This is a genomic window from Candidatus Zymogenaceae bacterium, assembly GCA_016931225.1.
Classification (GTDB): Bacteria; Desulfobacterota; Zymogenia; order Zymogenales; family Zymogenaceae; genus JAFGFE01.
Genome location: JAFGFE010000031.1, coordinates 151,709 through 165,580, shown reverse-complemented (window position 1 = coordinate 165,580; position 13,872 = coordinate 151,709). Strand labels below are relative to the sequence as shown.

The 13,872-nt window shown below is 52.1% G+C and carries 12 protein-coding genes and 2 tRNA genes; 3 read left to right on the top strand and 11 right to left on the bottom strand.

Features of this window, described 5'->3' with window-relative positions; all coding sequences use genetic code 11:
- Positions 1-189: 189 nt before the first annotated feature.
- The 8 genes from JW885_12905 to JW885_12870 all read right to left on the bottom strand — a co-directional run bounded on the left by JW885_12905 (position 190) and on the right by JW885_12870 (position 6,631).
- On the bottom strand, positions 190-471 hold the full coding sequence (locus JW885_12905; GenBank protein MBN1883066.1) for a hypothetical protein: 282 nt from the start codon (positions 469-471) through the stop codon (positions 190-192).
- Positions 472-723: 252 nt separating this feature from the next.
- Positions 724-906, bottom strand: a complete 183-nt coding sequence (locus JW885_12900; protein MBN1883065.1) for a hypothetical protein — start codon at positions 904-906, stop codon at positions 724-726.
- Between the two features lie 143 nt (positions 907-1,049).
- Positions 1,050-1,125: transfer RNA gene (locus JW885_12895), tRNA-Glu, on the bottom strand.
- 148 nt (positions 1,126-1,273) lie between these two features.
- Entirely contained in the window at positions 1,274-2,242 is a 969-nt protein-coding gene (locus JW885_12890) for a hypothetical protein (GenBank protein MBN1883064.1), read from the bottom strand.
- A 91-nt stretch (positions 2,243-2,333) separates the two neighbouring features.
- Positions 2,334-3,305: a lysophospholipid acyltransferase family protein gene (locus tag JW885_12885; protein MBN1883063.1), complete on the bottom strand. Its 972-nt coding sequence runs from the start codon at positions 3,303-3,305 to the stop codon at positions 2,334-2,336.
- Between the two features lie 49 nt (positions 3,306-3,354).
- Complete coding sequence (locus tag JW885_12880) at positions 3,355-4,359, bottom strand: hypothetical protein (GenBank protein ID MBN1883062.1); 1,005 nt, start codon at positions 4,357-4,359, stop codon at positions 3,355-3,357.
- 3 nt (positions 4,360-4,362) lie between these two features.
- Complete coding sequence (locus JW885_12875; GenBank protein ID MBN1883061.1) at positions 4,363-5,877, bottom strand: acyl--CoA ligase; 1,515 nt, start codon at positions 5,875-5,877, stop codon at positions 4,363-4,365.
- A 232-nt stretch (positions 5,878-6,109) separates the two neighbouring features.
- Positions 6,110-6,631 carry a helix-turn-helix transcriptional regulator gene (locus tag JW885_12870; GenBank protein ID MBN1883060.1) on the bottom strand — a complete coding sequence of 174 codons (522 nt, stop codon included), beginning with the start codon at positions 6,629-6,631 and terminating at the stop codon, positions 6,110-6,112.
- A 280-nt stretch (positions 6,632-6,911) separates the two neighbouring features.
- On the opposite strand from JW885_12870, the gene JW885_12865 reads away from it, so the two are divergent.
- Together JW885_12865 and JW885_12860 are read left to right on the top strand one after the other, a co-directional pair.
- Positions 6,912-8,513: a VCBS repeat-containing protein gene (locus JW885_12865; protein ID MBN1883059.1), complete on the top strand. Its 1,602-nt coding sequence runs from the start codon at positions 6,912-6,914 to the stop codon at positions 8,511-8,513.
- A tRNA-Met gene (locus tag JW885_12860) sits at positions 8,514-8,590 on the top strand. It abuts the gene before it with no gap.
- Positions 8,591-8,685: 95 nt separating this feature from the next.
- Here JW885_12860 and JW885_12855 read toward each other — a convergent pair.
- From JW885_12855 to JW885_12845, 3 genes are all read right to left on the bottom strand, one after another.
- Positions 8,686-10,023: a D-serine ammonia-lyase gene (locus tag JW885_12855; protein MBN1883058.1), complete on the bottom strand. Its 1,338-nt coding sequence runs from the start codon at positions 10,021-10,023 to the stop codon at positions 8,686-8,688.
- 65 nt (positions 10,024-10,088) lie between these two features.
- Entirely contained in the window at positions 10,089-11,582 is a 1,494-nt protein-coding gene (locus JW885_12850; protein MBN1883057.1) for a D-aminoacylase, read from the bottom strand.
- A gap of 68 nt (positions 11,583-11,650) precedes the next feature.
- A complete protein-coding gene (locus JW885_12845) occupies positions 11,651-12,637 on the bottom strand; it encodes a D-glycerate dehydrogenase (GenBank protein ID MBN1883056.1) in 987 nt (328 codons plus the stop codon).
- 145 nt (positions 12,638-12,782) lie between these two features.
- Here JW885_12845 and amrS point away from each other — a divergent pair, with 145 nt between their 5' ends.
- A complete protein-coding gene (amrS, locus tag JW885_12840; protein MBN1883055.1) occupies positions 12,783-13,847 on the top strand; it encodes an AmmeMemoRadiSam system radical SAM enzyme in 1,065 nt (354 codons plus the stop codon).
- The last annotated feature ends 25 nt before the right edge of the window (positions 13,848-13,872 follow it).

Below are 13,872 nucleotides of genomic sequence, written 5' to 3'. Positions count from 1 at the left end.
GTTTTTGGCTAATCCATCTTAACAGGAAGACCGTGACTCGTCTTCTATTTACTCGTCACCTGTCAACACTTTTAGTGACTAGGGCACATAATATAATAGTCCTCTATTTGCTTTTTCTTTCATTTGTCTGAAATTCCCTAATCTACAAAATAGTACAGATTTGGCTACGGTTGGTGTGCTGTTTGGGTATTAGCTATGTAGTCTTTTACATACAGGACACCATTTTGCCTGTGCCTTTTCTGGATTCCCCGACCACACAGAGGCAGTACGTGAGTATGGGGATAGCTCAACAGTACCTACATGCAGTACATCATTAACACTACCATCATCACCACAGGTATTAGGGAATGCACATTTTTCATTAACAGGAATATAATCTAAAATTTCCTTTACCCTATACTCATTACCGTTTTCCTGAACTTTAACAACCATGCCCACTTCAATAAACCCCTCAATTACATGAAACATCATTTTCCCCCTCGATATTAGTTATTACGCTACCGGATTCATCCCGGTAAAACACGTATTCACTGTGACACTTTAAACACGCCACCGAGCACCACCAGCCCAGCGGAATAGTGTGTGCCTGTATAGTTTCATCATACCCGCAGAATGGACAGGTAATATATGTAACAAAAGCCATGTTATGATTATGCAAGAATAAAACGCCCCTTGTCAAATCAGATATGCAACATAACGAAAAAAATTAAAAAGATTTTTTATCTACTGCAATCTCTTTTTGTTCATCCTATCCACCACACTATAATTTCCCTCACGACTGAAACGTGCATAGCGCCGTTCAGTGATTGCCACAGTAGAATGGCGTAGAAATATCTGCGAAAATTCCGAAATCAACATTCCATTTTTGAGCATAGTATGTGCAAAGGTATGCCGCAGGTCATGCATTACGAAATCATTCGGCGGACCAGTAGCTTTATGAATATAGACTTCATTTTTGCACGGAAAACATCACTCTTATATCCATTGTGAGATGTATGGAAATAAAAAAAGAAAAAAACCCGGCCTTTTGAGCCGGGTTTTCGTATTCTTGGTAGTCCCAACGGGGTTCGAACCCGTGTCTCTGGCGTGAGAGGCCAGTATCCTAAACCGCTAGACGATGGGACCGTGTGTATCGGAAAATAATAATATATCCACCATATTTTGTCAACAGGAATCTGCAGACAAGACGGGATGGAAAATAAAAGACGGCGCCTCCTGAGAGAAATATTGATGTGTGGTGTTTCAAAGTAACGGCAGGGAGGCGATACCCGCCTCAGTCCGTCCCGTTTTGGGCCGCAAACTTCCCCGCACGTTTCCACCGCCGGTGCACCCACCACCAGTCCCGGGGATTTTCCAGCACCACCCGCTCGATGAACTCGTTGACCAGTTTCAAATTTTTCGCCACAGCCTTGTCGTCATCGGGGGATCCCAACATGGGAATCGGCTCCTCGATCATGATCTCGTGCTTCATCCATCCGTGCCGCTCCATGTAGAGGGGAATGACCTGCGCCCCGGTCTCCATGGCCATCTGCACCGGGCGGCTTGCCGTGGGCACCACAACGCCGAAGAACTCCACGCCGGCGGCCGTGGACCGGGTATCCTGGTCCATCGCCACAATCAGCACGCCCTTGTTCATAAGGGTGTCGAGCGATTTTTGTGACGCCTCCTTCCTGGGTTTGACATATATCGGGTTCACGTCAAAACGGACAAAAAGCTTCCTCATGTATTCCTTCAGGGCCGGATTGGACGATTCCTTGAACACGAAGGAAACCGGATAGCCGCGGCGCGTCAGGGCGGCGGTCAGCAGGAAGAGGTTGCCCACGTGACACGTCACCGCCAGGACACCCCTGTTTTTCTCCAGCGCCCGGGTCAGATGCTCCTCGCCCTTGATGGGAATTTCCAGGACACGCCTGTAGGGCGGGCGGTACAGGATGCAGAATTCTATGAAAGACGCGATGACGTGTCTCATGCTCAATCGGCCGACATATTTCAGCTCCGAGTGGGATTTGGAATCGCCGTAGACGATCCTGAGATTGTCCATGACGGTCTTTCTGAGGCCGAAGCCAAGATGCCAGACGAGACGTCCGCCGATGTGGGCGATGGCCCGGAGAATCGGTGCGGGCAGTCGAAACGAAAGAAAGAGGGCGAAGATCGAGGGTATCGCGGCGATCCGTTCCAGAAGCGTGGGCGGTGTGAGGGTCGACGGATGAGAATCGGTCGCGTCATGAAGGTTGTTGTTCATATATAGCCGTTCTTTCCCGGAGAGGTCCGGTGGGTATTGATCATCTTGAAAAAATGGAATCGATCCTGGATAGAAGGATTCAAAACATGTGTTACATTAAATGGAGCTGTTTCAATCGACGCTCCGCCTCGGGAGACTGCTCGTATCTGTGTGATCTCTTCCAGCGGCGATGAAACCACCACCACTCCCGGGGGTTCTCGAGAATCTGAGACTCGATTTCGGAGTTGAATCGCTTCAGGTTGACAGACAGGTCTTTTTCCCTGTCCCCGGTGTCGACAAGCGGTATCGGCTCCTTAATGACAACCGTATGCATCAGCCAGCCGTCCCTCTTCACGTACATCGGAAGCACCACAGCGCCGGTTCGCGAGGCGAGAATGGCGGGCCCCTTGGCCGTGGATGTTTTCACGCCGAAGAGCTCAACGCCCATTTCCCCCTCCCGGACATTCTGATCGATGGCCAGCCACAGGAGGTCCTTCTTTTTCAGGACGGAAAAGGACCGTTTTGTCGCAACGCTCCTCGGCTTGAGGGGAATCAGGTTCAGCTTGATGCTGTTCATCACCCACTGTGAGATTTCCTTGAAATCCTTGTCCTTGGGTTCTTTATAGATGAAGTAAATGGGATAGCCCCGCTGGGAGAGCACGCACATCAAGAAGATGAAATTTCCCAGGTGGCTGCCCAGTCCGAGAACACCCCGGCCCTCGGCAAGGGCTTGTTTCAGGTGATGTTCCCCCTCGATTTTCGAGGACCAGCCGTAGAACGGCGGGTTTTGAAAATAGAGAACCGCCTCGTGCATGATAATTACCAGATTTTTCATGCTTGTTTTGGCGATTTGCTTCAGTTCGTCATCGCTCCTGGTATCGCCGTACACAAGGCGAAGGTTCCTCATCGACGTTCTTTTCCAGGGAAAACCGAACGTCGCGAAACCCCAGGAGAGTATCACCGACATCGCCCTGATGGTCCATTCAGGGCACATCAGAAGCAGGTGAAAACCGGGCTTTACGGGCCATGAGATGAATTTTCTGACGAAATATTTCAGCTTCTTGTTTTTTATCGGGCCTTTCATGGAAGTACTATTGTCTATTGTATATATCTGTTTGAAAAATGTACGAAAACTAAATCCCGTCTCTGGAAGCAGTCCGTGGAAGTTCGATCTCAATGTCCGACTCGACGGGATCCGATTCGTTGTTTTCCTGAGCGTACAAATGCGCGCGCTTCCAGCGACGATGAAACCACCACCATTCTTCCGGATTTAACAGTATCTCCTTCTCTATCAGGCCGTTCATCATCAACAGGTTTGAATAGATGATTTTACTGTCTATTGTTGTGGCGGGAAGCTCGAGCGGTTCTCGAACGATCAAGGTGTGGTCGAGAAATCCGTTGCGCCGCATACACATGGGCAGGATCACCGAGTTTGTTTTCATGGCGAGCACCGCCGGACCCTGTGACGTTGCGGTCTTGACGCCGAAAAATTCCACACCCATGGCGCCCTCCCGGGTGCTCTGGTCCAGCGCGACCCAGAGCATACGATTGTTTTTCAGGGCGCGCAGGGCCTTTTTTGCGGCGATGCTCTTCGGCTTCATCGGAATGGCGTCCAGACGGAGTGTTTCTATCAGGCGTTTTGTAAGCGTCTTGAATCGCTCGTTTTTCGTCTCCTTATATATATAAGATATCGGATATCCCTTCATGTTCAGCACATTGATAAGCAGCAGTAAATGCCCCACGTGACATCCCAGCACCAGCACCCCCCGGCCCTGTTTGAGCGCCTTAGTGATGTTATCCTCACCCTCGATATCCACGGTTTTAATATATTTGTCCGGTTTGCGAAAAAGGACCGGGCACTCAAGAAACATCCTGATAACATTTTGCATGCTCTTTTTCGCGATCCTTTTCTTTTCCTCACGGGTTTTCGTATGGCCGTACACCAGATCGAGGTTTTTCATGGCCGTTTTTTTCCATGAAACGCCGAAGGTGGCGAAGCACCAGCCGGAAAGCTCAGAAAGCACCCATACAGCGGGCTTGGGGAGCTTTGTCATGATCACCAACACGGGTACTCCGGGAAGTGACAGGAGGGAGAGAATCTTTTTGAGGGTGCGCTTTCGCTTTTTCGATGGTGTCATCGTTTATTCCGTTTTAAGAAGGATGTTTTTATCAAGTTTACCGGAACCGGTCAGCGGGATTTTATCGACGAACATGATCATTCGAGGGACCTTGTAGTCCGCCATGCTCACGCGGCAATACTTCATAACGTCGATATATTTCAGGTTTGATCCGGGACGCTTGACGATAAATGCCGCCAGCACTTCACCGCGTTTCGGGTCGGGAATGCTGACGACCGCCGCTTCCATGATATCGTGATGCTTGTGCAGAATGTCTTCCACTTCTGCCGGATATACGATCAGGCCCCCGGTGATCACCATGTCGTTCGCCCTGCCCAGGTGATATACAAAACCGTCTTTGTCGATCTTGCCCAGATCGCCGGTATAGAACCATCCGTTTCGTATGCACAGATTCGTTTCAATCGGCTGCTTGTAATATCCCTTCATGACCTGGGGTCCCCTGACGACGATTTCACCCGGTTGGCCGACGGGCAGTTCCTGGTCAAATTCGTCAAGAATCTTCAGTTCGACGCCGGGAACGGGGACGCCCACCGATCCGATTTTCTCCGTGGCGTATTCAATCGGCACCAGGGTGAGCAAAGGAGAGGTCTCCGTCAATCCGTATCCCTGAATAACCGTCAGATGGGGGAGCAGCCTTCGGCACTGTTCGATGAGGGATTTCGGGACCGACATACCCATCAGCGAGATATATTTCAGGGAGGAAAGATCATAGGTCTGAAGCTGTGGGTCCGACAAGAGGAGCCGCATGATGGGGGGCACGTTATTGAAGAGGGTAACGCGGTGTCGCTCCATCATTTTCCACACGTAGTCTTGCTTGAGATTATCGATGATTACCAGAGAGCATCCGAACTTCAATATCGTGTTTACGATAATCGGCCCGGTGATGTGACTCATGGGAAGCAGACAGGCGATGACCTCATCCTGGGTGGTGTATTCGGGAATGATGGATTGCAGTGATTCGGGGAAGAGGTCGAGGTGTAGGTACTGGAGGATAACGCCCTTCGGTCTTCCCGTACTGCCGGATGTATAGAGGAACAGGGCCTCATCTTCTTCATCGAGGGGAGTGTCGGGTATGAATTCAGTGGCATTATCGATAAGGGTCTTGTATGAGATATCTTCATCGTCGACCTTGTCGGTAACGATAAGGCTCTCGATATTTTTAAGGCGTTCTTTCGCATTACGGATTTGAGGGAGCAACACACTGGACGTGAAAGCATACTGGGCGTCCGAATCGTTGATGATGCTTACGAGCTCATCGCCGATGATGCGGGGATCCACCGGAACGCAGATGATGCCCATTGACAGGCATGCAAGGTAAATTTCAACGAATTCCGAAGTATTGGGAAGGTAGCAGAGGACCTTGTCCTCTTTTTTTATGCCCAATTCATTCAGGGCGTTACAGAGCCGAAAAATTCGTTTCTTGAGATGGGAGAAGGTTATCGCCGTATCCCTGAAAATCAGGCATGTTTTATCCGGGAATCGATCCGCAATATCTATAAGTGCGTTACGTATATGCATGGTATTTTGAGGACGATGAATGCCGGCAATTCTTTGATGTGTAAGCTTTTTTATATTGCGGTTTTCTTCATGAAGGACGCTTCGCTTTTACTTGTAAGGCGAAGGTTTCGTATTACAACACAATGCCCTCATAGTCAAACAAAAAGTTCCTCTCGTTTTGAATGATCAAAACGAGAGGAACAAAGACAGAGAGAAGATGATAAAAAACCATCATTCTGATACTTATCTTACCCTAATCGGTTTTCAAGCTGTTGAGCACATCTCTGAGAAACTGCAGCTCCGTTTCCGCCAGTCGCCTGTTATGGGAGAGTATCACAGTTTCCTTGCCTGTGGGATTTTCTTTATGGGCGTTTTTTTCCTGAGCTTTAATGAGGAAAATGAGTTTTCGTAACTCTTTCGTCCTGGAAGTCAGTCGCCCCACCGCTTCATTCCTGTCGATCATGTCAATGAAATAGAGGGAAATATCTATGTTGAGAAGTGGACGTTTGTTGTTGCTCATATTTGTCAGCAACAAATCCTTGAATTCCCTTTTGCCCCTATCAGAGAGGGTATACAGATTTTTCTGCGGTCTTTTGGTGTCTGAGATGGTGTCGTGGGTAACCAATCCCTCTTTTTCAAGTTTGTTCAGCGTGTAATAAATGGACGTGTTGTCCACATTGATCAGAGAGGACAATTCCTCTTCGATGATCTTTCTGAGATTGTACCCGTGATTGGGCCCCCTCATCAAAAGCCCCATAAGAATTAGTTTGAGCATAATACAATCCGTAAGATTGGTAAATACGAAACAGAAAAACTTCCGGATTTAGGATAATATGTAAATGAGAAAATATGATGTGAACACAAAATATTATTGTAATATTTTATAGTATATTCTCACATATATAATATTGACTGTCAACATTTTTTTTATGCCGTTTCTAATATAATCTTAATTTTTTCCGCCGTATTTATACTTGACTTCGGGACGATTTGATGTAAGTATTATTGCTTGAAGCTTTTGGCTTCAATTTTAAAACATGTATACAGGAATACGTATGATTGTTCGGAAGATATCCATACTAACAGTGGTTATTTGTCTTATTTTCGCAATGGTGGGTTTTGCACAGGATGATATCACCGTCGCCATTGTACCGTTTACTATCAACAGCCCCGAAGACGTTGATTATCTTGAGGGAGCCATTTACGATATGATGGCTTCCCGGCTTTCGGTTGATGATCGAATTGCGGTTATGGAACGCACCAAGGTGGAACGACTTCTGGGGGGGAACTATTCAGGTACCATCGATGAAGACAACGCCGTTACCCTTGGTAATAGATTGGGTGCGGATTATATTATACTGGGCTCGTTAACGAAGCTGGGAGAGACCTTTTCGATGGACGCGAAGATGTACAGTGTGTCCGAGGGTGAGAGGGCAACCTCCGTCTATGCCCAGGGAAGCGGTCTTGACTCCCTCATACCCAAGGTAAACGAGTTCGCCCGAAACATGAACTTCAAGATTCTCGGGTATGTGCCGGCCGAAGGAGTCGCCGGGTATATGGGTGAATCGGTGGAAAACCCGAACTTCATCTATGCCACCAGAGACCTGATGTCCAAGACGGATTTTAGAAAGAGCCCGTTTTGGGATATCCAAATCAAGGGAGTCGATGTGGGAGACGTCGATGGGGATCAACTCAACGAGACGGTGGTCATCGACAAGAACGAGGTGTGGATTTACAAGAGGGGCAAGGAGGAATTTGAGCTGTTTATGACCTTCAAAGGTCGTCCGATCAATAACTTCCTCACCGTTGATGTCCTGGATCTCAACGGCAACGGGTATGATGAAATATTCATTTCGAACGTCGATAAAGGCAGAGTTCGATCCCTCGTGATCGAATACGATCCCGCATCCGGAGAGTTTGAGAGAATCGACAAGAACATCTCCTTTTTCATGCGCTCGTTCGCTTTTCCCGGCGAGGAGCCGATCCTGCTGGGTCAAAAAATGGGTATGGGCGTCGACGATGTATATCACGGTGATCTGTTCCGTGTCGATTATATTGACGGGAAATACGAAAAAGGCCAGATGATGAAGTTTCCCGGCGGGACGGCCATCTACGGCACCAGCCTTCCGGTGGACATTGATTTCGACGGCGCCGCAGAACTTGTGGTCGTTGATGAACAAAATCATCTTCGCATCATCTCCAGTGACGGCAGCACCGAGTGGAAGAGCGATGAATTCTGGGGCGGCGTGGTGAACTACTTCCTGACCAAGGAAGGGGAAGATCGTCTTTCCAGCGGGGCGGATGACGTCGGTGAGACCTACGAAGCATACGTGCAGGGCAGGATATTCATTACCGACCTGAACAACGACAATAACTTCGAGATACTGATAAATAAAAACATCTCGGAAACGATGAACCTGCTGCCGCGGTTCAGACTGTATGAGACCAGCGAGATTTACAATCTTTCCTGGGATGGATTCAATTTGTCTGAAAACTGGCAGTCCCGGGTGATCGACGGATACGTGGCCGATTATCAACTCAAGGATATAGACTCCGACGGCATCAATGAGCTTGTCGTCGCCGTGGTCTTTTCGTTCGAGATGACCGCCCTCATCCCGGCCAAAAGCGGTGTGTTGATTTATGAATTGAATTTTTAAGGCGGTGTAGCTCAGTCGGTTAGAGCATGCGGCTCATATCCGCAGTGTCCGGGGTTCAAGTCCCTGCACCGCCACCATGACAACAGCCAAGGGACATTCGGTCCCGACTCATATATAAAAATCCCCTTCAAGTATGAAGGGGATTTTTGTATGGTGGTCAGTGAAAGCGCCATTATGAAGTATTAGTCAGGCGGTTTCCCGTTTCGAGAAACTCACGAAACTCCTTTTCGGGGACGAGTGAGCCGCCGGTCGTCCAGATAATGTGTGTTGCGCCCTCCACCGATGCGGGATCGAGGTTGCTTTCGATGTACGCGCGTCCCTCCTGAGTCGTAAAGAGGGAGAGGGGACCGATGAATCCCGCCGTCGCGGAGGGTTCCAGCTTCAATGCCATCGAGCGGTGAGCCAGTGCTGTGAAGCGAAAGAGATCGTCATCTGAGACCGTCACGCAGCCGGAGACGAGGTGTTTAACCAGATTCCCCACGAGGACAGAGGGAGCGCCGACGGCCAATCCATCCGCGATCGTATCGTTGGTTAGGCCGACATCATATACCGAGACGCTGCCCGAAAAATCCGTCAGAATACCGATCAAAAACGCCGGCGCGTCCACAGGCTCCGAAAAAAAGCACCGGACGGCGTCACCGAAGAGATGCTTCATGCCGAAGGTAATGCCGCCGGGAGCGCCCCCCACCCCGCACGGGAGCCAGAGGAACAGGGGGTGACGATCATCCACGAGGATGTTTTCGTCATCGAGCTGTTTTTTCAGCCTCAGTGCGGCGACGCTGTAGCCGAGAAAGAGGAGTTTCGAGTCCTCATCGTCCACGAAGTGGGCCCTCGGATTTCCCTCTATCGCCCGCCGTCCCGCAGCGACGGCGGCGGTGTAGTCTCCGTCGTGTTCGATAACCTCGACGCCCCGGCTTCGAAGGAGCTTCTTTTTCCACGGCTTGGCATCGGCGGACATATGCACCTGGGTGTGAAAGCCGAAGGTCGCTCCGGTGACACCGATGCTCAGCCCGAGATTGCCGGTGCTGCCGACGGACAGGGTGTGTACGGAAAAGAGCTTTTTTGCATCGGGTGAGAGGAGCGCAAGGTACGAATCGCTTTCACAGATCAGTCCGTTTTTTTTGGCCGCCTCTTCCGCGAAACAGAGGACCTCATAAATTCCGCCCCGGGCCTTGACGGAGCCGGCAACCGGCAGGGCATGATCGGCCTTGATGAAATACCGGCCGGGAAGGGGGGTGTTATAGTATTCGGCAAGGTCGCCAGCCAGGGGGGCGGCGTTTATCAGATCCGATTCGATGATGCCGTTTCGGGGTCGCGTTTCGGGAAAGAGTTCACGGATGACCGGCGCAAATCGATCGAGCCGGTTTTGGGCGTCTTCAATATCCTTAATCCCCAGCGGGAGGGTCGGGAGCACCGAAGACGTATTCAGCTTTATCGTATTTTCCCAGAAGAGCGGCGTGCGGCTCTTCACGCGGTCAATGATCGGATGATCTTCAAACGGGATATTCATTGGGATACGAGGTCTCTCATGTTGAGGGCTCTAACCATCGGGTGCGTTCGAAAAATAGTTGTCCGTCAATACCGAATGATCCGACCGGGAAGCTCTCCGGTAATATCACCGTCCTTCAACGCCCACACGCCGTTTATCATCACATGGAGAATGCCCACGGGCTTATTGTGGGGTTCTTTATATGTGGCCGTATCGATGACGGTTTCGGGATCGAACAGGGTGATGTCGGCGAAGCAGCCGGGCCTGATGAGTCCCCGATCGGTCAGCCCGAGCTTTTTGGCCGTGTTCCCGGTCATCTTGGCGACGGCCGCCCCCCAGGTGAGGACACCCTTTTCCCGGACATATCGTCCCAACACCCGGGGCATCGTGCCCCCGATACGGGGATGGGGTTTCCCCTCCCGGTCCTCTATCCCGTCGGAGCCGATAACGGTCCAGGGCTGCCCCAGAAAGGCGAGCATGTCGTCCTCGGACATGAACTTGGCGACGCCCATGCTTGATGGGGCCTCTGTAATGACACGCCGCCCCGCATCCTCGGGAGAGATGTTCCACATATCGGAAAGATCCTGGAGGGATCGACCCACGACCTCGTCCCATAGGTCGCCGTTGGACTTGAAGGAGCTGGCCACCAGCACCGTGTCCGGCGCCCCGATGGGCTGCAACAGAATCATCGCCAAAAGGGTGGAGGCATACAGATAGGGATAGATATCCGCCGTGATATCGGCGCCCCGGTTCCGGGCGGAGTCGATTTTCTCGATCACCTCGCCGGCCCGTCCCCAGTTTTTTTCTCCCATGCACTTGATGTGGGCGATTTGAAGGCCAGTGCCGCTTTGCTCTGCGATTTCGATGGCCTCGTCCAGGGCGTCGAGGACTCCATCGCTTTCATCCCGGATGTGGGATGCATAGAGGGGGGCGGGATCGGGCCTGTGGGCGGAGGCGCTTTTCATGAGGCGGACAAGCTCGTCGGTTTTTGTCATGGAGCCGGTGGGATATATCAATCCTGTGGACATGCCCAGGGCGCCGTCGTCCAGAGCCTGGGATAAAAGCTCCGCCATTTTTGAGAACTGCCCGTCGTCGGCCGGGTCCGTCGACATACCCATCACGTTTCCCCGGACAACCCCATGACCGACATGGGAGACGAGATTGAGGGCGACCCCCCGGTTTTCAATGAACGAGAAATAATCGGAGAGCCTCGTGAAGCCGTCGAAATCGGTCTTGACGATGGTCCCCATCATCGGCTGGAACTCACGGACGATGGTGTCGTTAAACGGAAACGAGCAGAGGCCGCAGTTGGCCACCACCTCCATGGTACAACCCTGAAGGAGGCGCTCAATGCTGACAGCATGTTTCAATCGATCAAAATCGCCGTGGGTGTGCATGTCTATGAATCCAGGCGCCGCGATGAGTCCCTTGGCGTTGAAGGTTTCCGCTTCGGGAGCGTCGATGCGATCGGCGTACTCAACGATGCGATCGTCTTCGATGAGGATGTCACCCGGTTTCGGTTCAGCACCGGTTCCATCGGCGACCGATGCGCCGGTTATCAAGATCTGTTTTTTCGCCATATCGCCATTCCTCTCGATGTATGGGTGAAACGTGTTGGAGCGGTGCCGGGGCCGCACGTCGGTCTGGATTATGACGGACCCTGCTTCAGGTAATCGTGATTGACCAGGTTTGGGATCTCATCACCCTCCAGCATGGCGATGAGGTTCTTCGCCGCCATGATCGCCATATTGGTCCGCGCCTGTTCGGTGGCGCTGCCGATATGGGGGAGCAGCACCGTGTTGGGAAGCGCACAGAGCTTTTTTGTCACCTTCGGCTCGTGTTCGAAGACGTCCAGTCCCGCCCCGGCGATGTCGCCGTTTTTCAGGGCCGCAGCCAATGCGGCCTCGTCGATGACCGCGCCCCGTGAGGTGTTGATGAGATAGGCGGTCTTTTTCATCCGGGAAAGCTCTTTCCCTCCGATCAGGTGTCGCGTGGACTCAGTCAGGGGAACGTGGAGGCTCACGAAATCCGCGGTCTCCAAAAGCTCCTCCAGAGAAAGCCGCGTCGCGGGAAAGCCGAAGTCGGTGCCCGCCGCGATAAAATCGTCGGCATAACAGACGGTCATGGAAAGTCCCACGCCGCGCCGGGCCACGGCCCGGCCGATGTTTCCCATGCCGACGACGCCGAGAGTCGCCCCCCACACGCCGCTCCCGAGAAACTGCAACGGCCCCCAGCCGCCCCACTCTCCCGATCGGAGGTGGATATCGGCCTGGACAATGCGCCGGGCAACAGAGAATATGAGAGCGAACGCCAGATCGGCGGTGGCGTCGGTGAGGACCTCCGGCGTGTTCGATACCGGTATGCCCCGGGCGGTGGCCGCCTGAATATCTATGTTGTTGAATCCGACCGCGTAGTTGGCGACGGCTCTGATGTTCGGGCGTGCCTCGAAAAAGTCCTTGTCTATCGTATCGGTCAAAAGACAGAGAAGACCGTCGCACTCTAGGGAAAGATCCAACAGCTCTCGAGCGGTGAGGGGTCTATCGTGTTCGTTGATGAGAACGCGATATCTCTCCTTTAGAAGATCGATGCCCGCCCGGGGGATGATTCGTGTGATCAACACCGTCTTTTCGGTCATGGATGACGTCCTCTCTTTTATGGACAATTCGTACCGTATCACAGAGTCGGAGCGATTTCAAAAAAAACTCGACACCCGCGCGTTCCTCGTATAACATACTATCCCGATTATGATACCGAGTATTCCGGAAGAGGGCACGTGACAGATGCACCACTCAGAACTCTATAAAAAGATCGAGAACAGGAAAATCGCCTGCCGGGTGTGTATGAAGAGGTGCATCATCCCCGAGGGAGGCCGGGGGTGGTGTAAAACCCGTCTGAACAAGGGAGGGAAGCTCTTTTCCCTCATCTATGGTCGAGTCGCCGCCATGATGGTGTCGCCCATAGAGAAAAAGCCGATGTATCACTTCCACCCCGGTTCCAGCTGGCTGTCCGTTGGGTCCGTCGGGTGCAATTTTCGATGCCCCGGCTGTCAGAACTGGGAGACCGCCCACGGAACGATAGACGTGGGAGGCGACGGAGGATTCTGTGTCGAGGATGGAGAGACACAATACACGGAATACCTCGCCCCCCGGGCGATGATTGAGATCGCCGTTCGGGAACGGACGGACGGCATATCGTTTACCTACAACGAGCCGACCCTCTGGATCGAATACGCCACCGACTGCATGGAGGCGGCCCGGAAGGCGGGCCTTTTGACGAACTGGGTGACCAACGGTTACCTGACGGTGGAATCCCTGGACCTCATCGGCCCCTGGCTGGATTCATTCCGGGTCGATATCAAGGGATTTTCCCAGAAGACCTATCGGAGCGTCGCCGGAATTGATGATTTCAGGGGCATTATGGATATCTGCGTTCGCGCGAAACGCAAGTGGGATATGCATGTCGAACTGGTGACCAATATCATTCCGGGGAGAAACGATGATCCTGAGGAACTTTCGGCAATCGCCCGCTGGATTGCACGGGAACTGGGTGATGACACTCCCTGGCATGTGACACGCTTTCATCCGCACAGGGACCTCTTGGATGTGAAACCGACGCCGGTGGATATTCTGGAATCCGTCCGGGAGCGGGGGCTGGCCGAGGGATTACGGTATGTATATATCGGCAACGTCCCCGGTCACTCTGCGGAAAACACCTACTGCCCCTCGTGCGGCAGCCTTATCATACGGCGTCGCATGATGGAGGTGCTGGAAAACCACCTGGAAAACGGTGCGTGTCCCCAGTGTCATGCACCGATCCCCGGTCGATTCGACCGCACGTTCCGCTGATCCAAAAGAGGAAAAACGAATCCGG

Excerpts from the sequence above, each read along its gene's own strand:
- amrS (MBN1883055.1), top strand. The coding sequence starts at position 12,783 with ATGCACCACTCAGAACTCTATAAAAAGATCGAGAACAGGAAAATCGCC.
- JW885_12900 (MBN1883065.1), bottom strand. The coding sequence starts at position 906 with ATGCATGACCTGCGGCATACCTTTGCACATACTATGCTCAAAAATGGA.
- JW885_12880 (MBN1883062.1), bottom strand. The coding sequence starts at position 4,359 with ATGACACCATCGAAAAAGCGAAAGCGCACCCTCAAAAAGATTCTCTCC.
- JW885_12845 (MBN1883056.1), bottom strand. The coding sequence starts at position 12,637 with ATGACCGAAAAGACGGTGTTGATCACACGAATCATCCCCCGGGCGGGC.
- JW885_12890 (MBN1883064.1), bottom strand. The coding sequence starts at position 2,242 with ATGAACAACAACCTTCATGACGCGACCGATTCTCATCCGTCGACCCTC.
- JW885_12850 (MBN1883057.1), bottom strand. The coding sequence starts at position 11,582 with ATGGCGAAAAAACAGATCTTGATAACCGGCGCATCGGTCGCCGATGGA.
- JW885_12870 (MBN1883060.1), bottom strand. The coding sequence starts at position 6,631 with ATGCTCAAACTAATTCTTATGGGGCTTTTGATGAGGGGGCCCAATCAC.
- JW885_12885 (MBN1883063.1), bottom strand. The coding sequence starts at position 3,305 with ATGAAAGGCCCGATAAAAAACAAGAAGCTGAAATATTTCGTCAGAAAA.
- JW885_12875 (MBN1883061.1), bottom strand. The coding sequence starts at position 5,877 with ATGCATATACGTAACGCACTTATAGATATTGCGGATCGATTCCCGGAT.
- JW885_12855 (MBN1883058.1), bottom strand. The coding sequence starts at position 10,023 with ATGAATATCCCGTTTGAAGATCATCCGATCATTGACCGCGTGAAGAGC.
- JW885_12905 (MBN1883066.1), bottom strand. The coding sequence starts at position 471 with ATGATGTTTCATGTAATTGAGGGGTTTATTGAAGTGGGCATGGTTGTT.
- JW885_12865 (MBN1883059.1), top strand. The coding sequence starts at position 6,912 with ATGATTGTTCGGAAGATATCCATACTAACAGTGGTTATTTGTCTTATT.